This is a genomic window from Micromonospora sp. DT233 (assembly GCF_049841815.1).
Lineage (GTDB): Bacteria > Actinomycetota > Actinomycetes > Mycobacteriales > Micromonosporaceae > Micromonospora.
Window position 1 is genome coordinate 148,083 of record NZ_JBNCLB010000002.1, and the last position, 19,975, is coordinate 168,057.

Here is a 19,975-nt window from a genome sequence, read left to right on the forward strand (position 1 = left end):
GTCCGGTCCGACCGGCCGGAGCCGTTCTGTGTCGAGAGTCGCCGGCGGGTCATGGGAGAGCGATGCGTAGGAGAGACGGCTTCCGCGCGGGCCGACGGCCCGGGGCGGCGCTGCTGGCCATTTTGGTCGCCACCGGCGCCGGCCTGCTGACCACTGCCGCGCCGGCGCGCGCCGAGACCGTGCGGGGATACCAGTGGTATCTGGACACGCTGCGGATCTCCCAGGCGCACAAGCTCGCCAAGGGCGGCGGCGTCACCGTCGCGGTGATCGACGGCGGGGTGGACGCCACCCACCCGGACCTGCGCGGCCAGGTGCTGCCCGGGCATGGGCTCGGCAGTGACGCCGCCGCCGACGGTCGCCGGGACAGCGACGACATCGGGCACGGCACGGCCATGGCGGCGCTGATCGCCGGCCGGGGCGGGGGCGAGGACCGGCTCCTGGGCATCGCCCCGGCCGCGAAGATCCTGCCGGTCTCGGTCGGCGCGGGATTCAACCCGGGTGAGCTGCCCACCGCGATCCGCTGGGCGGTGGCCCACGGTGCCGACGTGATCAACCTGTCGCTCGGCGCACGCGGCCAGGCCGACCAGGCCCAGGTCGACGCGATCCGGCACGCGTTGGAGAACGACGTGGTGGTGGTCGCCTCGGCCGGCAACCGGGAGCAGGGCGACCTGACCGTGGTGGCACCGGCCAACATCCCGGGGGTCGTCGCGGTCTCCGGCCTTGCCCGCACCGGCGATCATTTCAGCGGATCCGTAGGCGGACCGGAGGTGGTGCTGGCCGCCCCGCAGGAGCGCATCATCAGCTCTGTCCCGTATTCGGTCTCCAAGAACGGCTACGGCCTCTCCGACGGCACCAGTGACTCCGCCGCGATCGTCTCCGGGGTGGCCGCGCTGGTGCGCTCCCGGTACCCGGACCTCGACGCGGCCAACGTCATCAACCGGTTGATCCGGACCGCCGACGACGAGGGCCGGTCGGGCCGCGACGACGTCTTCGGCTTCGGTGCCGTGAACCCGGTCGCCGCGCTGAGCGGCAAGGTGCCGGCGGTCAGTGGCAACCCGCTGGTGGCGGCGGAGCCGGCGGACCCGCCGGCCGACGAGGCCGACGACTCGGACAAGAGCCGCGCCATCGAGTTCGGCGTGACCAACAAGGCCGGCGCGGCGATCCAGGTCGGGCTCTGCCTGGCGGTGGTCGTCGGCGCGATCGTCCTCATCGTGCTGGCGATCCGTCGGTCGACGCGGCGCCGGTCCCAGACCGGTCCGCCCGGCGCTGCCCCGCCGCCCGGCGGTTGGCCACCGCCCGGCGGTTGGCCGCCGCCCCCCGGTCACCCCCCGGCCGGTCCGCAGTGGCACCCCCCGTCGGGGCGGTATCCGGGGCACCCGCCACCGCCGGGACAGCAGCCGGGCTACCCGCCGCAGCCGGGCTACCCGCCGCCGGGCGTCCACCCGGGTCCGGGCGTCCACCCTGGTCCGGGCGTCCACCCTGGTCCGGGCGCTCCGCCGACGCCCGGGGCCGCCCGGCCGGGCGCCGCCGGGCCACCGGCCCCGCCCGCGCCGCCGCGCGCCGACCCGGACCGCTCCTAGCGGCCACCGCCGATCGCCACGACACGCCAGCCCACGGGGAGGACACGGATGACTGACAGAACCTCACAGCCGGACAAAATCGAGGTGGAGACCCCACACATCCCGCTCGGCCCACCGGCCACCGGGGTCAGCTTCAACGGCTTCGGCATGGACAACGTCAACCATGCCCAGACGCCGTCGGACCTGGTCGCCGGCCCGAACGAGGCCGGTGTCAAGACCGAGTGGGACGCCTCCACCCTGCAGGGGGCGATCCAGTGGCTGGAGGCGCACGCCTCCTACCTGCGCCGGCTCTACCACAACATGGCCGACATCCAGGACCTGATGGGCGGCAAGGGCGCCGCTGCCGCCGCCGGTATGCCGTCGGGCATGGGCCAGAAGAGCCCGCTGGGGGGATTCGCCTGGGCGGGCCGGCTGACCGAGAAGCACGCCGCCCTCTACAGCGGCACCGAGGCGGGGGTGCTCGAGCTGGCCAAGCAGCTGGACGCCGCGGTCGAGGTGCTGCGCAAGGTCAAGGACAACTACGACACGGCGGAGAAGGCGAACGAGATGACCGCCGAGCAGATCAATCGCATCTTCGCGGGAGCCGCCAACGGCGGCGGCGAGAGCTAGGGCGGGAGCGGCCTGATGGGTGCCAGTTGGGAAGAGATGTGTCAGCAGGTCGTCATCGACGGCCGGCCCGGTGACGTGGCCAGTGCCGCCCTCGGGTGGAGCGAGCTGCTGAAGAACCTGCGCAGCGTCAAGGAGAGCCTGGAGAAGAACACCGCGGACCTGGGTACGGTCTGGAAGGGGCCCGCGTTCGACTCGTTCAAGACCCACATCGACGGGATCGCCAAGAGCAGCGGGCGGCTGATCGAGGAGGCCGAGAAGGACGACGGCATCGTCCACTCCCTGAACGCCGCCGCCGACCGGCTGACCGAGGCGCAGCAGGACTTCCCGATCCCGGCCAAGTGCGTCAACGACGTGTTGGAGGCCCGCAACGGGCACCTCACCCTCGGCGTCGGCTTCTTCGAGGCGAAGGTCGGCCCGGACTTCCTCGGCCTGCTGGACCCGATCACCGGCCTCGCCGACTGGCTCAACGACAAGACCGACGAGGCCGCCAAGGTCTACAACCGGGTCGACAACCAGTACCAGGGCCAGGCCCCCACCATGCCGGGGCAGCCCGGCGAGGTGCCCATCAAACGCCGCAACGCGCTGGACACGCCGAATCTGAACACCGGCGGGGCGGGCGGCGGCGCCCCGGGCGGCGTCCCCACGCTGCCCGCCTCCGCCACCCCCGGCGGTGGGGGCGCGCCGGAACTCCCCCCGACGAAGAACTTCGGCCCGCCGTCCACCTCCCACCAGGACCCGCCGACCTACGGCAACGTTCCCGAGCCCACCACCAACACCACCCCGCCCGACTTCGGCAACCCGCAGACCGGCTCGGGTGGTGGCCCCAAGGGCGGGGAGTACGGTTCCGGCCTGGCCAGTGCCGCCCCCCTCCCCGGGGCCGGAGGTGGCGGCCTGCCCGGCACGTCCGGCCTCGGTGCCGGCGGCGGCCTGGGCGGTGGTGCCGGTGCCGGCTCGATCCCCGGTGGCGGCGCGCTCGGCCGCCCGGTGGCGCCGGTGATGCCGCCGATGATGGGCGGTGCCGGTGGTGCGGGCGCCGGCCGAGGCGCGGGTGGCCGGGGTGCCGGCGGCCGGGGCCTGGCTGCGGGTGGCCGGATGGCCGGCGGGGCACCGGGCATGCTCGGCGGAGCCGGCGGCGCGGCCGGTGCCGGCCGGGGGGCCGGCGCGGGGCGCGGTGCCGGCGGCCCGGGGGCGGCCCGCGGTGGGGTCGGCGGCCGGGGTGGCCTGGTCGGTGCCGGTGGCACCGGGGCCGGCTACGGCGACGACGAGGCGAACCGGACCACCTGGCTCGACGAGGACGAGGACGTCTGGGGCGCGGACGGCGACAGCTCGCCGGGCGTCCTGCGCTGAACTGCCCACCGGGGCCCGACCACCGCATGCCGGTTGGTCGGGCCCCGGCCCGTTGTTCAGGCCCCGGCGGGTCCGGCCGGTCGGGGCCGGGTGCTGTTCGGGGTGTCGAGCGGACGCCGGCCGGGGCGCCAACCCCGCTGTCGGCCCCGCCGGATGACCGGCCGTGCCACCAGCAGGGCGAGCGCCAGGAACCCGCCGACGATCGCCGCCCAGATCGCCACGACCCGTTCCCGGGCCCACGGGTCGGGCACAGGCACCGGCTTGGCCATCGCCCCCAGCGGCGGGTTGGCGCGGGTGCCGAGCAGGTTGGTGACCGCCCGGTACGGATTGACCACCCCGTAGCCGACCTCCGCGTCCCGACCATGGGGCGGGCTGTCGGCGGTGTCGGTCAACCGGTCGGCGACCTGCGCCGGGGTGAGGTCGGGGTACGCCGCGCAGACCAACGCCGCCACGCCGGAGACGTACGCCGCCGCGAAGCTGGTGCCGCCCTCCGGCTCGGTGAGCCAGCCGTCGCCGCCCGGCGCCGGGGCGACGATGTTGTGTCCGGGCGCGGCGATGTCGACGAAGTTGCCGCTGATCGAGGTGCCGACGTGCCCACCCTGCTCGTCGACGCCGGCGACGGCGATGACACCGGGGTATCCGGCCGGGTAGGCGGGCTGGTCCCGCTGCTGCTGCTGGTTGCCGGCGGCGGCGACCACCACGACCCGCTTGGCCAGCGCGTACTCGATGGCGGCGGCCAGCTCGGGCCGGGGCAGGGTCTCCAGCGAGAGGTTGATGACCTTGGCGTCGTTGTCGACCGCGTACCGGATGGCCTGGGCGATCTGGCCGGGCAGGCTCTCGTCGTTGGTGCGTCGGGTGTCCGGCAGCACCCGGATCGGCAGGATCCGGGCGGCCGGCGCGACGCCGCTGAACGGCACCCCGGTCTCCGGCCGACCGGCGATGATGCCCGCCACCATCGTCCCGTGCCCGGCCTCGTCGCACTGGCCCTGGCGCTGCATCAGGCCGTTGAAGTCGCGGCCGGCGCGGACCTGCCCGCGCAGCACCGGGTGGATGGCGGAGACGCCGGAGTCGATGACGGCCACGATGACCCCGCCGCCCCGGGTCAGCCGCCAGGCCGCCGAGGGCTCCAGCCGGCGCAGCGGCCAGGGGGTCGCGGTGGGGGCCGGATCACCGGCCGGGCCGCACCGGGGCGCGGCGCGCACCGGCGTCGGGGGTACGACGACGGTGGTCAGCAGCGCGGCCACCACTCCACAGAGGACCGCCCGCCGCCGGGCCGGCCCTCTCGCGTGACCCGCCCGGATCGGGCGGTCGTTCCCGGGGCGTTCGTGCACGCCGCCCAGGTTACCGAGCCGACGCCCGACGTGGAGCGCCGGGCGGGCACCGCCCACGGCACGCGGCACGCGGCGGGGCAGGATTGCCGGTCACCGTCCGATAGGGTCGCCTCGACCGGGTGTGCCGAGGTGATGAGGAGAGACGGATGAGTACGCCGCTGGCGGCCCTGCGCCGAGGTGTCCTGGCGGTCGCGGTCGGGATCCCGCTGGTCGCCGTCGGGATGCCCGCACCCGCCCTGGCCGCCGCGCCCCCGTTGAAACGCCAGTGGCACCTGGACGCGTTGCGGGTCACCGAGGCGCACAAGATCTCCACCGGCGAGGGGGTCATCGTCGCGGTGGTCGACACGGGCGTCTACGCGGCCCACCCGGACCTGGCCGGCCGGGTCCTCGACGGCAAGCGGCTGATCGGCCGCGACGACAAGGGCAAGGTCGACGAGCACAACCACGGGACCGGGGTGGCCGGGCTGATCGCCGCCCGGGGCGGGGGCCGGGGTCACGCCCTGGGCATCGCCCCGAAGGCGCGCATCCTGCCGGTGACCATCGCGACCAACACCTTCGCCGGCAGCAACCTGCCGGAGGGCATCCGGTACGCGGTCGACCGCGGCGCGAAGGTGATCAACATTTCCAACGGCGGCCCCAAGACCAACACTGCCCTCAACGAGGCCGTGCGCTACGCGCAGTCCATGGACGTGGTGGTGGTCGCCGCCGCCGGCAACGCCGACCAGGGCGACGCGGGGGTGATCTATCCGGCGCGGCTGCCCGGGGTGATCGCGGTGGCCGCGACCGACCGGGACGGCAAGCCGTGGTCGGGGGGGACCCGGGGCGAGCAGGTCGCCATCACCGCCCCCGGGGTGGACATCTCCACCACCGCCGGTCTTTGGTCCGACCTGACCGAGGGCGGTTACGTCACCGTGGACGGCGGCACCTCCGCCGCCGCGCCGCTGGTCGCCGGGGCGGCGGCGCTGATCCGGGCCCGCTACCCGAAGGCGAGCGCGGCGGAGGTGGTCAACCGGCTGGTCTCGACCGCCCAGGACGCCGGGGCGCCCGGCCGGGACGACCGGTACGGCTTCGGTCGGCTCGACCTGGTCCGGGCGTTGACCGCCGAGGTGCCCCCGGTCGACGCGAACCCGCTGGGGGCCGTGCCGGCGGCGGTCGATGAGGACACGGCCGACCCGGGCGACGGCGGCACCGACCTGCGTTGGCTCGTACCGGTCCTGATCGGGCTGGTGGCGATGGTGACCATCGTGGTGCTGCTCGTGGTGCTGCTGGTGGTCCGGCGGACCAACCGCCCGGCACGTCGCTAGCCCCTCAACCGGTTCGGGCTCACTTCACCGGGGTCAGCACGAGCAGCGACATGGCGTTCGGCCCCAGCTCGAAGTTGGTGCTGATCGCGTCGGCGGTCTCCACGGTGTACCGCTGCACCCGTTGCAGTGACGCCTTCGCCGGGTCGTGCGCGTAGTTGCTGGTCACCTTGTCGACGAGGTACCGCTCGACCCGGATGCGCCGGTCGGCGAACTCCGCCGGCAGGTTGCCGACGTTCACGGTGACCCCGTGGGTGACGTTGCGGTCGGTCCACTGGTAGTTGGTGGTGAGCACGGCCACCCCGGAGGCGTCCCGGGTGGCCAGCGCGTTCACGCCCAGCCCCTTCGGGGTGAGCGCGTCCGAGCCGGCGGAGACCCGGATCTTCTTCAGCATCCGCTGCATCCGGACCAGGTTGTAGTACGGGTACACCGCGCCGTCGACGCCGTCGACGAACATCGACTTGCGGTCGTTGCTGCTGTGGTTGAACACCCAGTGCATCGGCACGTCCGTGCCGCCCTCGACGTAGAAGTAGCCGAGGGTGGCCATGGCCGCCGCGTGGGTGAGCAGGTCCGCCGCGAAGGAGGGGCCGGTGTTCGCGCCGGGGAAGACGCCGTACTCGGTGACGTAGGTGGGGATCTTCTCGGGCAGGCCGCGCTCGCGCAGCCAGCCCCGGACGGTGGCCTTCTCGCCGGCGACGGCGGCCGGGTCGTCGCGCCGCTGGTACTGGTGGTACGACAGGAAGTCCAGCCGCTTGGTCGGGTCGGGGTCGTCGCGGTAGAGGTCGAGGAACTCCCGCAGGTACGGCTCGTTGAAGCTGTACGTGGCGGGGCCGCCGACGCGCAGCGGGTGCTTCGGCCGCAGCTCGGCGTTGACCTCGCCGACGATCTGGTAGCCGATCCGGTACCACTCGTAGTACTCGGCCGCCGACATGGCCCGCGCCTCGTCGGCCCGGGTCTCCCAGGGGCGGTCGGGCTCGTTGAAGACCTCGACGTAGCGCAGGGCCGGGTAGCGCTGCTTGTAGTGCCGGATGCCGTTCTTGAGCACCTCCCGGCAGCGCTGCGGGGTGGCCGTCGTCATCAGCTGCTGTTCGCACTGGTCGACGTTCATCAGGATCCGGCCGGAGTGGGCGGTCGCCTGGTCCAGGTAGCCGTACACGGTGCCGCCGTCGGGAGCGACGGGGTCGTAGTCGTACCGGTCGGTGGCGGGGTCGTGGTAGGCGCCCGGCGCCGACCAGACCCGGGTGAGCGCGGGCTTGAGGTCGCGGACCAGCCGGGCGTCGGCCGGGCCGAGCGGGGCGGACGGCCCGGCCTGGTTCTGGTACGCCGCCGGGTTGTTGAGCATCCCCCGGGTCACCCCGGCGTCCACCGTGACCAGTGCCGTCTCGTACGTCGCGGCGCGGCCGGTCGGGTCCTCGGCCGGCTCGGCGTGCTGGCGCAGCGCCGCCAGCGAGGCGAACAGGCTCACCATGATCATGAAGCCGGCCAGCAGGCCGAGTCGGATCGAGACCCTCATCGCGGCTCCTCCTTGCGGTCTCGCCCCGCGCGCCGTCGGCGGGGCGGGTCGGGCCGGCGGGCGGCCCTCGGCGGTGCTCAGCGCGGCGGCACTGCTCAGCGCGGCGCAGTCTCAGCGGGGCGGCGGGGCCAGTTTCAGCCGGGCGAGACCGGTCCGGAAGGCCTTGGTCACGGTGGGTTCGGTGGTGAAGCGCCAGTCGCCGGTGCCGCCGTCGGCCCGGTCGTACTCGAACCAGATGAACCCGACCACGTCCTTGCGGTCGCCTATCCAGACGAACAGGTCGCGGATCCAGGGCAGGCGGTAGCTCCCCGGCCGGCTGCCGGTCTCGGTGATCAGCACCGGGCGGTCGGTGAACGCACGCAGCCGGCGCAGGGTCGGCCCGAAGAGCTGGTTGGCGGTCCGCTCGCCGGTGGAGTAGCCCACCATCCCGATCCAGTCGACGTACCGGTCACCGGGGTAGAGCGCCTTCAGGCTGACCCCCGGCACCGGCCGGATGATGTTCGGGCTCCAGATCCAGATGACGTTGGTCGCCCCGACCTTGGTGAAGATGTCGTGCACGTGCCGCCATGCCTTGACGTACTCGCCGGAGCGGTTGCCCGAGCGGGTCTCCGACCACGGGTACCAGGCCCCGTTCATCTCGTGCGCGAAGCGCATCCCGATCGGCCACCGGTGGGCCCGCACCGCCGTGGCGAAGCGCACCAGGTACTCGTCGTGCTCCCCGGCGATGATCCGCTTCAGCGCGTACTGCGGCTGGTCCATGCCCTGCTTGACGCCGTTCCACGGCTCCCAGGAGATCACCGGGACGCCGCCGTTGCGGTAGGCCGCGTCGACGCCCTCGGGCCGGAAGTCGTCGGTCCACTTGACGAAGTACTGCAGCAGGGTGGGGCGGGCCCCGGCCTTCGTCGCGATGTCGTCGATCTCCGACCGGGACCAGGGCACCCGGGGGGCGCTCAGCCCGAACCGGTAGCCGGTCGTCGACATGACGGTCTGCTTGGTGGGGATCCGGGTGACCGACGTCCCGTCGTCGGCCGCCCCCGCCACACTGGACGGTGGCGCGCCGGCCGGCGGCACGGAGGTGGGCGGGGCGCCGAGGGCCCGGTGCACCACCCAGCCGCTGAGCAGGACGAGCACCACCGTGTTGGCGGCCATCCAGAGGTGGAACTGGCCCTTACCGGTCCGCGTGTGCTCAGACACCGAGCAGCACCGACGCCACGAGCATCGTTCCCCCCAGCAGGTACGGCACCAGCACCAGCGGGTTGCGCCGGCGCTCGCCCTGGAAGCCGCCGGCCCGGGTGCCCCACCCGGCGTTGTGGGCCATCCGGAAGAAGCCCACCACCCGCACCGGCATCAGCACCAGCGTGTTGATCATCATGAAGGCCGGCAGGTAGACCAGGTCGCGGGGCCGGAAGGCGAAGTGCCGGGCGAAGCGGATCATCAGCGACAGCATGGTCATCGCCGCGCTGAGCGCCAGGATCACCGCGATGACCTGCCAGCCGACCAGGTTGCCGGGCAGCCGCAACTCGTCGTAGATGGTGACGGTCTCGCCGACGGCCAGCGAGATCGCCCAGGAGAGGTACGAGCCGACCAGCACGAACGGCACCATGATGTCCGCCACGTAGAAGGCGGCGAGCACCGGCGTGCGCCGGGTCATCCAGCCCAGCATCCGCAGGGTGTTGTACTGCGAGCCGCGGGCCCAGCGGTACTGCTGCTTGACCAGTTTGCGCAGCTCCAGCGGCGCGTCGGTGTAGACCAGCGAGGTGGACTGGTAGACCGTGCGGAAGCCGGCCTGCAACGTGTAGTTCGTCAGCGTCCGGTCGTCGCTGACCTCCAGGAAGACCCCGAGGAAGCGCTCGGAGAGGAACCGCTCCATGTTGCGTACCAGGATGAACCGGCGGAAGGCGATGGTCCGGCCGGGCAGGCAGCCCACCGTGCCGAGCACGCTCATGGCCGGCATCGAGTACTCGTTGCGGACGTTCTCCAGCCAGTCCGCCCACCGGGTCAGCACCGTGCGCTCCGGGTTGAGGATCCGCTGCCGGGTGGTGACCCCGCCGATCCGGGGGTCCCGGAACGGTTTGATCAGCTCCACCAGGGTGTTGCGGGTCCAGATGGTGTCCGAGTCGACGAGCACGGCGATGTCCCCCGTCGCCATGCCCACCCCCACCTGGAGGGCGTTGCGCTTGCCGGCGATCTCCGTCCACGCCCAACGCACCCCGAGCTCCGCGCAGATCTTCTCCAGGGTGGTGTTGCGCGGCCCGTTGATGACCACGATCACCTCGGTCGGCCGCTGCTCCAGGATGCGGTCCAGCACCGACCGGAACAGCTCCTCCTCCTCGTCCACCACCGGGATGATCACCGAGGTGCTGGTCTCGTACGGGGCCGTCCAGGGCCGGTACGACGACGACAGCACGACCCGCATCAGCCACAACGCCCAGATCATCATCATGAAGAGGGCGAACAGGTACAGCTGCCCCTTGCTCAGCCAGGAGTTCACCTGGAGCAGGAACGCCAGCATGTCTGCTCTCCCGTAACGCTCGACAACGAAATCTCCCCGGTCAGCGCACCGGCGGTTGCTCGGTCGCCACCGCCCGGCGCACCAGCAGCGCGACCGAGAAGCCGGTGGGCTTGAAGAGCCGGTCGACGTCGTACTGGCTGCGCAGCAGGGGCTCCTTCGGGTCCCCGAGGCCGCGCAGCGGGTCGTCGAACCGGCCCGTGCGGATCACCCAGATCCGGCGCGGCTGACCGAGGCAGGTGGCGACCTGCTCGCACTCGCGGGCCGTGAACGACCCCCCGGTGCGGGCGGCCTGCGCCTGGAGCGCGTCCTTGGGGCGGTTGGTCGCCGGGGTGTACCGGGCCACCGCGTCCCGGGCGACCCGCTGGTCACCGCCGACGTTGCCGCCGTAGACGGCGACGTCGCCGGCCTCGCCCTCCTCCACCAGCAGCGCGCCCAGGTCCCGGCTGGCCTGGGTGTGCCCGTCGGTGTCGCGCAGTTGCAGGTGGCTGGGGAGCGCCACCACGGCCGCCACCACCACGACGGCCAGCCCGCGCAGCACCGGTGCCCGCCCCAGCGCGGTGGCGGCCAGCAGCGCGAAGGCGGGCAGCACGAAGAGCAGGTAACGCGGCAGCCAGAGCGGGGTGACCTGGCTGACCAGGTAGAGCCCGAGCACGGGCACGAAGGCCCACGCCGTGTAGACCACCGCCGGGCGGCGCAGCGACATCCCGACCAGCGCCAGGGCCAGCACCAACCCGCCCAGCAGGGGGTCGCCGGTCAGCCCGCCGGGCAGGTCGGCCACCCGGTCGAGGCTCGCCGCCGGGATCCAGGACACCTGCGTCTGCTGGGACCGGGCCAGGTAGACCACCGGCAGCGCGGGCAGCACCCCGACCACCGCCGCCACCAGCCACCCCCACGTCGCGCGGGGCCGCATGAGCAGGACCACCAGCGCGTGCCCGGCCAGCAGCAGCAGCCCGACGAACTGGCCGAGGCCGAGCAGGGCGACCGCGCCCGCGTACGGCACCCAGCGGGCCGCGCCGGGGCGGTCGATCGCCCGGACCAGCAGCCAGGTGGCCAGCACCGCGGCGAAGACCGCGATCGCGTACGGCCGGGCCTCGTGGGCGTAGCGGGAGGTGCTCGGCAGCACCGCGAAGATCAGGCCGGCGGTCAGCCCGACGCGAGGGCTGGCCAGCCGGGTGCCCAACGCGCCGACGAGGCCGGCCGCCCCGGCCATGGCGAGCATCGACGGCAGCCGCAGGACCAGCTCCGAGTCCCCGAACAGGCCGGTCACCACGTGCATCAGCGCGTAGTAGGGGCCGATCGCGGCATCGAAGTTCTGCACCACCGCCCAGAGCTCGCCCCACGAGACGCCGGCCATCCCCCAGGTCGCCAGCTCGTCGCCCCAGAGCGCCGGCCAGGTGAGCCGGGCCAGCCCGAGCAGGCCCATCAGCAGGGTCGGCGCGATCCAGGCGAGCCGCCCGAGCGAGCGCCCGGCCCGGTCGCCGGGGTTGTCCGGGTCGGCCGCCGCGCCCTCCTCCCAGCCGTCGCGGGCGGGAACCTCGGCAGGGGTTTCCGCCGCCCGCACGCGGGGAATGATCAGGGTGCGCTCTCTGTCGTCCACCATGGGCTCTCGAGGGGAGGGGCATAGGGCCAGCGCCAGGGTACTCGACCTGACTCGCGCAAAGTTCGCTGCCCGCGCCAGCGCGGGACGCCCACCACCACCGCCGTCCCGACGCCCTCAGCCCTCGTTGGGGGCGCTCGACGCCCCTTGATCGACTTCATGTGCCGCATGTGGCGCCTATATGACGACGGGTAGGCACCATGTGCCGCACATGAAGTCGATCAACGTCGGGATGCCCGGCGATCCGGGCACCCCGACGTGCGGTTCGCTCATCGCTCACGAGGACGCACGCCTCAGGAGGACGTGGGGCTCGGGGTCGGCGGCGGGGTGGTCGGGGCGGGCGTCGTCGGCAGCGGCGGGAGCGTCGGCGCCGTCGGCCTCGGGGCCGGGTCGACCGACGCGCCCCCGGACGGCGTCGGCGCGGGGCCGCCCGCCGGGTCCCCGGTCGCCGGCGGGGTTCCGTTCGGCGCGGCGGTCGTCGGGCGCACACCGAGCGGCCCGGACCGGAACGGCGCCAACTCCGGGCAGTACGGGTACACGGGCGCGACCGGCTTCGCGGCGATCAGCCCGTCGGTGTCGCAGTCCGGATAGCCGAGCCGGATCGGGTTGCCGTACTGGTCGAAGAGCCGGGCGTTCTCCACCAGCCGCCCCTCGCTGTCGTAGACGAAGACGTCGCGGACGTTGGACGTCTGCTCCGAGGTGGGCTGGTAGCCGGACTCGTTCCAGCCCAGCCGGTCGTCGGCGTCGACGAAACCGACGAACGCGAAGACGAGCAGGACCGCCGTGCCGGCGCGCACCGCGATGCGGGGCCACCGCGTCAGCTGTGGGTTGCGCCGGCCCAGCCACACCGAGGCGGCGACGCAGACGGCGAGGAGCAGCAGCGCGGCCAGCGTGCTGCCGCCCAGCCTCGGCAGCAGCCCGAACGGCGCACCCGTGGTGACCACGGTGATCAGCATCGCGATCAGGTAACCCCGCAGCAGCCACCAGGCGGGGCGGAGCAGCCGCAGGTATTCGCTCGCCGAGGCGTACCCGAGGATCGGGCCGATGTGGGTGTCGGCGCCGCGCAGCCGGGCGCGGAGCCCGGCCGCGACGGCGGCGGCCCGCTGGTCCAGGGTGCGCGCGGCGGCCGGCCCCCGCGCGCCCGCCGCCACCCGCAGCTCCGCCGCGTACGCCTCGGGCGTGCCCAGCCGGTCGGCCAGCGGCCCGTCCCCCTCGGCGGCGACCTCGGCCAGGTGCTCGGGCAGGTCCTCGGTCAACTCGTCGCGCACGGTCGGCGGCAGGTCGGCCAGCGCCGCCCGGACCCGCGTCACGTACTCCGTGATCTCCTGCTCCATGACGGTCATGCCGTCACCCCCTGATCGTCGAGCAGACTGTCCATGGTGGTGGCGAACGAGCGCCAGAGCTTGCCGGAGCGGGCCAACTGGTCCCGGCCGGCGGCGTTGAGCGAGTAGTACTTGCGGTGCGGGCCGGACTCGCTGGGCACGACGTAGGTGGTCAGCAGGCCGGCGGCGAAGAGCCGGCGCAGCGTGCCGTAGACGGAGGCGTCGCCGACCTCGTCGAGGCCGGCCTCGCGGAGGCGGCGCAGGATGTCGTAACCGTAGCCGTCCTCCTCGCGGAGCACGGCCAGGACCGCGAGATCCAGCACGCCTTTCAAGAGCTGCGTGGTATCCACGCACCGCACAGTACTGTGCAATGCAAACTACCGCAACGACCTGCCTGGACCGGCTGGCCAGCTAGGCGGCGCGGCGCCGGCTTCACCCTGCTCGCGCACGGGAACGGGGCAAGACCGGCCGGTTGCCGACCGGCTGGTTCAGCCACCGCAGTCCGGCCGACATGACGAACAGGGACCGGCGGGCGATCGCGTCCCCGCGCCGGTCGAGCACGTACCCGTCGAGCCACGTCCACCCGTCGTAGGTGAGCGCCTCGTTGGGCGCCTTGGCGAACTCCTTGAGCATGGCCGCGCGGCGCGGGACGCAGGGCCACGGCTCCCGGCACGCGAGACAGGGCCCACCCGGGTACGCCGGCGGATGCTCCTCCATCACCACCGCCCCTCCCCGGCACCCCCGTCACCGGCGTTGGCGACGTGCGGGCGGACAGCCCGAGCTTGGCAGCCATGGCCTGCGGCAACAGTCGGCGTCGTCATTCCCTGATGACGCCCCAGCCGTTGTCATATGTCAGCGTATATAGCCGTTGGAGCTATACAACGACACTGGCCGCCCTACGGTCACGGCATGGATCGGGTTGACTTGGTGGGCGCTGCGGAGATCCGCGTGATGCTCGGCAACGTGTCCCGACAACGCGTCAGCGTCGTCACCAACTCCAAGAGCTTCCCCGACCCGTACCAGGAACTGACCATGGGGAAGGTCTGGCGGCGGACCGACGTCGAAAAGTGGATCAAAGAGCACCGACCGGAACTGGCGACGGACTGAGCGCGGTGTGCCGCCGCCAACGGGTGCGTTTCTTGTCGCCCTGGCGACCATAAACGCACCCGTTGACCTCGGGCGCGGCCGGCGGCGCGACAGCAGCGCGGCAGCTAGCTGCGCGCGGGCTGGAGGCTCCAGGCGATGCCGTCGAGAATGTCGTGCTCCGAGGCGACCACCGAGGGCATCCCGGCGCGCTCCATGATCACCCGCAGCACCAGCGCGCCCGCGCCGATCACGTCGGCCCGGCCCGGGTGCATGACCGGGGTGGCGAGGCGCTGCTCGCGGGTCTTGCCGAGCAGGTCGGCGGTCACCCCCGCCACGGCGTCGTACGACACGCGGGCGTGGTGGATGCGCTCCGGGTCGTACTCGGTCAGGCCCTCGGCCAGGGCCACGACGGTGGTGACCGAGCCGGCGAGCCCGATCAGGGTGGCGGCTTGCCGACCCGGCACCGCCTCCAGCGCCCGGTCCACGGCGGCCGTGATGTCGGCCTGCGCGGCGGCGACCTGCTCGGGGCCGGGCGGGTCGCCGTGCAGGTGCCGCTCGGTCATCCGGACGCAGCCGATGTCCATCGAGATCGCGGCCTCGACGCCGCCGGAGCGGGTGCCGACCACGAACTCGGTGGAGCCGCCGCCGATGTCGATGACCAGGTACGGCTCCTGCGCGTCGGCGGGCAGCCCGCGCACCGCGCCGGTGAACGACAGCCGCGCCTCGTCGTCGCCGGTGACCACCTCGGGGGCCACGCCGAGGGTCCGCTGGACCATGGCCCGGAAGTCGTCGGCGTTGGAGGCGTCCCGCGACGCCGAGGTGGCGCACATCCGCACCCGCTCCGCGCCCAGCTTCTCGATCTCGGCAGCGTAGGAGGCCAACGCGACCCGGGTCCGCTCGATCGCCTCGGGGGCGAGCCGGCCCGTCTTGTCGACCCCCTGGCCGAGCCGGACGATCTCCATCCGGCGGCTCAGGTCGACCAAGGGTGCCTCCGGCCCGGCGGCCGGGTCGGGCAGGTCGGCGACCAGCAGTCGGATCGAGTTGGTGCCGCAGTCGATGGCTGCCACGCGCGTCGTCACGGCAGCAACCCTACGGCAGCCGACGCGCTCCGCTCGGCTCGGCCAAGTCGCCCGCCACGCTCGGTCCGCCGGCGACGGGCCAGGCGGGACAGGTCCGGCAACCACAGGAGCATGCCGACGCCCAGCAGCAGCGCCAGCAGCGGCAGTCGCCACCACCACGCCACGGTCGCCGGGGGCGGGGGCGGTGGGTCGGCCACCCACGGGCGGGCGGTCTTCGCCCAGGCCAGGAAGGCGTCGCCGATCGGCAGGACGCCGAGGGCGTACCGGCGGGTGCGCGGGGTGTCGGCGGGCAGGCCCACCAGGTCGCCGTAGTTGGCCAACGCGCCGGCGAGCGCGGCGTCACCCTGGGCCTGGGCCGCGCCGAGGGCGACCACGGTGGCCGACAGGCTCACCCCGAGCAGCAGCGGCCCGGAGTCCACGTCACCCGGCCCGTCGACCCCGTCCGGGTACTCGCGCACGGCCGGGCCCAGCCCGAGCGGGGTGGCCACGAAGCGGTCGCGGAAGCGCAGGTACTGCTCCCGGGCGAACGCCGGGTCGATGTCGACGAGAAACCGTTGGATCATGGTTTGCGAGGTGGCGCGGGCCACCTCCGTCGGAGCCCCGGTGACCAACTCGACCCGGTGCGGCATCAGCCCGGTGCCGGGGTCGAGGCGCTGCCGCACGTCGTCCAGCCAGCGGCTCACGGTGCCCGCGAAGCGGGGCGGCAGCAGCGCGTCGTGCAGCCGCAGCGAGGCCACCGCCACGGTGGAGTCCACCGGCCACGCCTGCCCCGGGTACGCGGGCAGGAACGGCGAGTCGGACGTGTCGAACGCCCTGCCGATGGCGGCCGACGCCGTGGCGAACCGCGCGGCCTCCGCCGGGTCGCGGCGATCCGCCGGTTGCAGGGCGAGCACGCCGCCGCGCAGCCAGTTCGTCCAGCCCTGCCAGAAGATCCCGTACGCGGGCGTCAGGGCGGCCTGGAACGGCGCGGTGCCGGCCGGCGACTCCAGTCGGGCCAGCGCCCAGCGGGCCTCCCGCAGCGCCTCGGCGCGCTTCCCGGCCGGCTGGCGCATCCCCAACTCGACGCGGGCCAGCCCGTAGAGGGCGTGGGCGAAGAACCACCCCTCGGGAAAGAGCGCCTGGGCGTCGGTGCCCGCGCCGTCGTCGAGGGCGGCACGCAGGAAGGCAAGCTGGCGGGCCACCCCCGGCGGCGCACCCCCCGGACCGCCGGCGGCCGGCACGACCAGGCGTACGGCCCCAAGGAGAGCCAAGCCGCTCAACACCACCGCGCACACCCGACGAAAACTCCTCACCCGGACAGCATGGCCGACGTGACCAAGGCCGCTGAGAAACCCACCCCACCCACCCCACCCACCCCGACCGCCCGGGCCAAGCTCGGGCCAAGGCCGGGCCAAGGCCGGGTTGATCAAGAGGTTTGTGTCAATTCGAAGATCAGAATTGACACAAACCTCTTGATCACCGTGACGGGGTGGGGGGGTGGGGGGTGGGGGGTGGGGGGGTGGGGGGTGGGGGGGTGGGGGGTGGGGGGGTTAGAGGCGGAGGAGCATTCGGGTGTTGCCTAGGGTGTTCGGCTTGACCCGTTCCAGGTCGAGGAACTCCGCGACGCCCTCGTCGTACGAGCGCAGGAGCTGCTCGTAGACCGGCTGCGGCACCGGGGCGCCGTCGATCTCGGTGAAGCCGAACGAGGCGAAGAAGCGGGTCTCGAAGGTGAGCACGAAGATCCGGGCCACCCCGATCTCCCGGGCGGCGGCGATCAGTTCGCCGACGATCCGGTGCCCGAGCCGCCGGCCCCGGCACCGGGGGTCCACGGCCACCGTGCGAATCTCGGCCAGGTCCTCCCACAGGACGTGCAGCGCCCCGCAGCCGAGCACGTTGTCGTCGCCGTCGACGGCGACGCGGAACTCCTGCACGTCCTCGTAGAGGGTGACGGTGGCCTTGCCGAGCAGCCGCCGGTTGCCCGTGTAGGAGTCCACCAGCCGGCGGATGCCGCGCACGTCGCGGGTGCGGGCGCGGCGCACCACCACCTCGTCGCCGACCGGCACGGTCACCCGCCCGCCGGCACGTCCACGCCGGAACCCACCGGCCCGGCCGCGTCGGGGACCGCCGGCACGTCCACGCAGGGGCCGGCGGTCCACCATGGTTCCACCAGCGCCAGCGTCTCGTCGCCGAACGGGTTGACCCCCGGCCCGGCGCCGAGCGCGTGGCCGACGTGCACGTGCAGGCACTTCACCCGGCCGGGCATGCCGCCGGCGGAGATGCCGGCGATCTCCGGCACCTCCCCGATCGCCGCCCGCCGGGCCAGGTAGTCCTCGTGCGCGGCCCGGTACCGGGCGGCCAGCTCCGGGTCGGTGGCCAGCCGCTCGGCCATCTCCTTCATCAGCCCGGCGGACTCCAGCCGGCTGCACGCGGCGGTCGCCCGCGGGCAGGTCAGGTAGAACAGCGTCGGGAAGGGCGTGCCGTCGGCCAGGCGCGGGGTCGTCTCCACCACGTCGGGCAGGCCGCAGGGGCAGCGGTGGGCCACCGCCCGGGTGCCGCGCGGGACGCGCCCGAGCTGGGCGGCCACCGCGGCCAGGTCACGCTCGGTGGCCGGTTGCCGCTCCGGCGGGGGTACGGAGTCCGCCGCCGGCTCCGACGGGGGTACGACAGTCACGGTGCCCATCTTTCGTCGGTGCTCTTCGGGAGGTGGGCGAGACGCCCGTGGCGGGTGCCGTTCACCGGCCGGGCTGGTCGGCGTTCGCGGCCCGCACGCTCGACCAGAGCGTGTCGTACCAGGGGTCGGGGGTCTGCGGTTGGGCGGGCGCCTTCCCGCCGGCCGCGTCGCGGGCCGCGCCGGCCGGGTCGTTCAGGACGATCACCGGGACCTCGCCCGGGTAGACCATGTAGAACCGCTCCCGCGCCTGGATGGCGACGTACTCGTCGTCCTGCCACTTCGCCGCCTCGGCGGCCCGGTCGGCGATCAGCTTGCGCTGGGCGGCCTGGGACGCCTCCATCCGCTCGATGTCGGCCTGCTGGTCCAGGTAGACCCGGACCGGATAGGTGTAGGCGAGGGCGAGCGCGATCAGCACCGCGAGGAGCACGGTGGCCCGCCCGGTCAGGCCTCGGGGATGGGATGCGGTGAGCCGCTTGACCGTGCCACCGGCCGCCGTACGACGGGCGGCGGCGGGGCGGCTCGCGGAGCGCACGCCGTCGGTGGCCCGGACCGAGCCGGACGACCGGCCGGCGGTGCGGGCCTCCGCGCGGACGCCGTCGCGGGTCGACGTCCGGGCGCGGGCACCGCCCGGCCGACCGGACTGACCCGGCCGGCGGGCGGGGCGCTGACCACCCGGTGTGCGGCGCTGCTGCATCGTCACACCCCTCCCCCGAGGCTCTGGCTAGGTGTCTCTCTCAGGCGGAACGGTAACGCGGGAAGGCACCCACCCCGGCGTACCGCGCCGCGTCGGCCAGCTCCTCCTCGATGCGCAGGAGCTGGTTGTACTTGGCGACCCGGTCCGAGCGGGCCGGCGCGCCGGTCTTGATCTGGCCGCAGCCGGTGGCGACCGCCAGGTCGGCGATGGTGGTGTCCTCGGTCTCGCCGGAACGGTGGCTCATCATGCAGGAAAAACCGGCCCGGTGCGCCAGCTCCACCGCGTCGAGGGTCTCGGTCAGCGAACCGATCTGGTTGACCTTCACCAGCACCGCGTTGGCGGAGCGCTCGGCGATGCCCCGGGCGATGCGCTGCGGGTTGGTGACGAAGAGGTCGTCGCCGACGATCTGGATGCGGTCACCGACGGCGGCGGTCAGGGTCGCCCAGCCGCTCCAGTCGTCCTCGGCCAGCGGGTCCTCGATGGAGACGATCGGGTAGTCGCCGATGAGCTTGGTGTAGTAGTTGCTCATCTCCTCGGCGGACTTCGCCGCGCCCTCGAACGTGTAGGTGCCGTTGTCGAAGAACTCGGTGGCGGCGACGTCCAGGGCGAAGACGATGTCGGTGCCCAGCCGGTACCCGGCCTTCTCCACCGCCTCGGCGATCAGGTCCAGCGCGGCGGCGTTGGTGGGCAGGTTCGGGGCGAAGCCGCCCTCGTCGCCGAGCCCGGTGGAGAGGCCCTTCTTCTTCAGCACGGACTTCAGCGCGTGGTAGACCTCCGCGCCGGAGCGCAGCGCCTCGCGGAAGCTCGGCGCGCCGATCGGCGCGACCATGAACTCCTGCACGTCCACGTTGGAGTCCGCGTGCGCCCCGCCGTTGAGGATGTTCATCATCGGCACCGGGAGCAGGTGCGCGTTCGGGCCGCCCAGGTAGCGGAAGAGGCTCAGCTGCGCGCTGCCGGCCGCCGCCTTGGCCACCGCCAGGGAGACGCCCAGGATGGCGTTCGCGCCCAGCTCGCCCTTGTTGTCGGTGCCGTCGATGTCCAGCATCTTCTGGTCGATCAGCCGCTGCTCGCTGGCCTCGTACCCGATGAGCTGGTCGACGATGCGGTCCTCGATGTGCGAGACCGCCTTCTCGACGCCCTTGCCCTGGTAGCGGTCGGCGTCACCGTCGCGCAGCTCGATCGCCTCGAAGGCGCCGGTGGAGGCGCCGGACGGCACCGCGGCGCGGGCGATCGTGCCGTCGTCGAGCCCGACCTCGACCTCGACCGTCGGGTTGCCCCGTGAGTCGAGAATCTCCCGGGCGACGATTCCCTCGATGGTTGCCACTGAGTCGCTCCTCGTATGTGTAATTCCGGT

19 protein-coding genes are annotated in these 19,975 nt (G+C 73.5%); 5 read left to right on the plus strand and 14 right to left on the minus strand.

The window, feature by feature from the left end; translation table 11 throughout:
• The first annotated feature begins 62 nt into the window (after positions 1-62).
• From ACLQ2V_RS04795 to ACLQ2V_RS04805, 3 genes are read left to right on the plus strand one after another with little or no spacing between them, the layout of a single operon-like run.
• The gene (locus ACLQ2V_RS04795; protein ID WP_425717134.1) at positions 63-1,580 is read left to right on the plus strand and encodes a S8 family serine peptidase; all 1,518 of its coding nucleotides are present in this window, start codon (positions 63-65) and stop codon (positions 1,578-1,580) included.
• Between the two features lie 48 nt (positions 1,581-1,628).
• Complete coding sequence (locus tag ACLQ2V_RS04800; RefSeq protein ID WP_425717135.1) at positions 1,629-2,189, plus strand: hypothetical protein; 561 nt, start codon at positions 1,629-1,631, stop codon at positions 2,187-2,189.
• A gap of 15 nt (positions 2,190-2,204) precedes the next feature.
• The gene (locus ACLQ2V_RS04805) at positions 2,205-3,536 is read left to right on the plus strand and encodes a WXG100 family type VII secretion target (protein WP_425717136.1); all 1,332 of its coding nucleotides are present in this window, start codon (positions 2,205-2,207) and stop codon (positions 3,534-3,536) included.
• Positions 3,537-3,592: 56 nt separating this feature from the next.
• Here ACLQ2V_RS04805 and mycP (ACLQ2V_RS04810) read toward each other — a convergent pair whose 3' ends face one another.
• Positions 3,593-4,780 carry a type VII secretion-associated serine protease mycosin gene (mycP, locus tag ACLQ2V_RS04810; RefSeq protein ID WP_425717137.1) on the minus strand — a complete coding sequence of 396 codons (1,188 nt, stop codon included), beginning with the start codon at positions 4,778-4,780 and terminating at the stop codon, positions 3,593-3,595.
• A 233-nt stretch (positions 4,781-5,013) separates the two neighbouring features.
• Between mycP (ACLQ2V_RS04810) and mycP (ACLQ2V_RS04815) the strand changes: the two genes are divergently transcribed.
• The gene (gene mycP / locus ACLQ2V_RS04815; RefSeq protein ID WP_425717138.1) at positions 5,014-6,171 is read left to right on the plus strand and encodes a type VII secretion-associated serine protease mycosin; all 1,158 of its coding nucleotides are present in this window, start codon (positions 5,014-5,016) and stop codon (positions 6,169-6,171) included.
• Between the two features lie 19 nt (positions 6,172-6,190).
• On the opposite strand, the gene ACLQ2V_RS04820 is transcribed toward mycP (ACLQ2V_RS04815), so the two are convergent.
• The 7 genes from ACLQ2V_RS04820 to ACLQ2V_RS04850 form a co-directional block, all read right to left on the minus strand.
• Positions 6,191-7,681, minus strand: coding sequence for a hypothetical protein (locus ACLQ2V_RS04820; RefSeq protein ID WP_425717139.1), 1,491 nt, complete (start codon positions 7,679-7,681; stop codon positions 6,191-6,193).
• Positions 7,682-7,792: 111 nt separating this feature from the next.
• Positions 7,793-8,875: a glycoside hydrolase family 26 protein gene (locus ACLQ2V_RS04825; protein WP_425717140.1), complete on the minus strand. Its 1,083-nt coding sequence runs from the start codon at positions 8,873-8,875 to the stop codon at positions 7,793-7,795.
• Positions 8,868-10,193, minus strand: coding sequence for a glycosyltransferase family 2 protein (locus tag ACLQ2V_RS04830; protein WP_425717141.1), 1,326 nt, complete (start codon positions 10,191-10,193; stop codon positions 8,868-8,870). Before ACLQ2V_RS04830 ends, ACLQ2V_RS04825 begins: the two co-directional genes overlap by 8 nt.
• Before the next feature lie 40 nt (positions 10,194-10,233).
• Positions 10,234-11,793, minus strand: a complete 1,560-nt coding sequence (locus ACLQ2V_RS04835) for a glycosyltransferase family 39 protein (RefSeq protein WP_425717142.1) — start codon at positions 11,791-11,793, stop codon at positions 10,234-10,236.
• A 290-nt stretch (positions 11,794-12,083) separates the two neighbouring features.
• Positions 12,084-13,133, minus strand: coding sequence for an HAAS signaling domain-containing protein (locus ACLQ2V_RS04840; protein ID WP_425717143.1), 1,050 nt, complete (start codon positions 13,131-13,133; stop codon positions 12,084-12,086).
• Complete coding sequence (locus ACLQ2V_RS04845) at positions 13,130-13,462, minus strand: PadR family transcriptional regulator (RefSeq protein WP_425717144.1); 333 nt, start codon at positions 13,460-13,462, stop codon at positions 13,130-13,132. The genes ACLQ2V_RS04840 and ACLQ2V_RS04845 overlap by 4 nt, the downstream gene beginning before the upstream one ends.
• Before the next feature lie 82 nt (positions 13,463-13,544).
• Positions 13,545-13,829 (minus strand): hypothetical protein, encoded by a 285-nt coding sequence (locus tag ACLQ2V_RS04850; RefSeq protein WP_425717145.1) that lies wholly within the window; start codon positions 13,827-13,829, stop codon positions 13,545-13,547.
• A gap of 192 nt (positions 13,830-14,021) precedes the next feature.
• Between ACLQ2V_RS04850 and ACLQ2V_RS04855 the strand changes: the two genes are divergently transcribed.
• Positions 14,022-14,219, plus strand: coding sequence for a hypothetical protein (locus ACLQ2V_RS04855; RefSeq protein WP_425717146.1), 198 nt, complete (start codon positions 14,022-14,024; stop codon positions 14,217-14,219).
• 104 nt (positions 14,220-14,323) lie between these two features.
• Here ACLQ2V_RS04855 and ACLQ2V_RS04860 read toward each other — a convergent pair whose 3' ends face one another.
• The 6 genes from ACLQ2V_RS04860 to eno all read right to left on the minus strand — a co-directional run bounded on the left by ACLQ2V_RS04860 (position 14,324) and on the right by eno (position 19,945).
• Complete coding sequence (locus ACLQ2V_RS04860; RefSeq protein WP_425717724.1) at positions 14,324-15,265, minus strand: exopolyphosphatase; 942 nt, start codon at positions 15,263-15,265, stop codon at positions 14,324-14,326.
• Between the two features lie 8 nt (positions 15,266-15,273).
• Positions 15,274-16,569, minus strand: coding sequence for a hypothetical protein (locus ACLQ2V_RS04865; protein WP_425717147.1), 1,296 nt, complete (start codon positions 16,567-16,569; stop codon positions 15,274-15,276).
• Between the two features lie 237 nt (positions 16,570-16,806).
• Positions 16,807-17,319: an amino-acid N-acetyltransferase gene (locus ACLQ2V_RS04870; RefSeq protein ID WP_425717725.1), complete on the minus strand. Its 513-nt coding sequence runs from the start codon at positions 17,317-17,319 to the stop codon at positions 16,807-16,809.
• Positions 17,320-17,321: 2 nt separating this feature from the next.
• On the minus strand, positions 17,322-17,927 hold the full coding sequence (locus tag ACLQ2V_RS04875) for a DUF501 domain-containing protein (protein WP_425717148.1): 606 nt from the start codon (positions 17,925-17,927) through the stop codon (positions 17,322-17,324).
• A gap of 61 nt (positions 17,928-17,988) precedes the next feature.
• Positions 17,989-18,621: an FtsB family cell division protein gene (locus tag ACLQ2V_RS04880; RefSeq protein ID WP_425717149.1), complete on the minus strand. Its 633-nt coding sequence runs from the start codon at positions 18,619-18,621 to the stop codon at positions 17,989-17,991.
• 40 nt (positions 18,622-18,661) lie between these two features.
• Entirely contained in the window at positions 18,662-19,945 is a 1,284-nt protein-coding gene (gene eno, locus ACLQ2V_RS04885) for a phosphopyruvate hydratase (protein ID WP_425717150.1), read from the minus strand.
• Between the last annotated feature and the right edge of the window lie 30 nt (positions 19,946-19,975).

Coding starts and splice junctions, on each gene's coding strand:
- ACLQ2V_RS04795 (WP_425717134.1), top strand. CDS start 63: ATGCGTAGGAGAGACGGCTTCCGCGCGGGCCGACGGCCCGGGGCGGCG.
- ACLQ2V_RS04800 (WP_425717135.1), top strand. CDS start 1,629: ATGACTGACAGAACCTCACAGCCGGACAAAATCGAGGTGGAGACCCCA.
- ACLQ2V_RS04805 (WP_425717136.1), top strand. CDS start 2,205: ATGGGTGCCAGTTGGGAAGAGATGTGTCAGCAGGTCGTCATCGACGGC.
- mycP (WP_425717138.1), top strand. CDS start 5,014: ATGAGTACGCCGCTGGCGGCCCTGCGCCGAGGTGTCCTGGCGGTCGCG.
- ACLQ2V_RS04820 (WP_425717139.1), bottom strand. CDS start 7,681: ATGAGGGTCTCGATCCGACTCGGCCTGCTGGCCGGCTTCATGATCATG.
- ACLQ2V_RS04830 (WP_425717141.1), bottom strand. CDS start 10,193: ATGCTGGCGTTCCTGCTCCAGGTGAACTCCTGGCTGAGCAAGGGGCAG.
- ACLQ2V_RS04835 (WP_425717142.1), bottom strand. CDS start 11,793: ATGGTGGACGACAGAGAGCGCACCCTGATCATTCCCCGCGTGCGGGCG.
- ACLQ2V_RS04840 (WP_425717143.1), bottom strand. CDS start 13,133: ATGACCGTCATGGAGCAGGAGATCACGGAGTACGTGACGCGGGTCCGG.
- ACLQ2V_RS04850 (WP_425717145.1), bottom strand. CDS start 13,829: ATGGAGGAGCATCCGCCGGCGTACCCGGGTGGGCCCTGTCTCGCGTGC.
- ACLQ2V_RS04855 (WP_425717146.1), top strand. CDS start 14,022: ATGGATCGGGTTGACTTGGTGGGCGCTGCGGAGATCCGCGTGATGCTC.
- ACLQ2V_RS04880 (WP_425717149.1), bottom strand. CDS start 18,621: ATGCAGCAGCGCCGCACACCGGGTGGTCAGCGCCCCGCCCGCCGGCCG.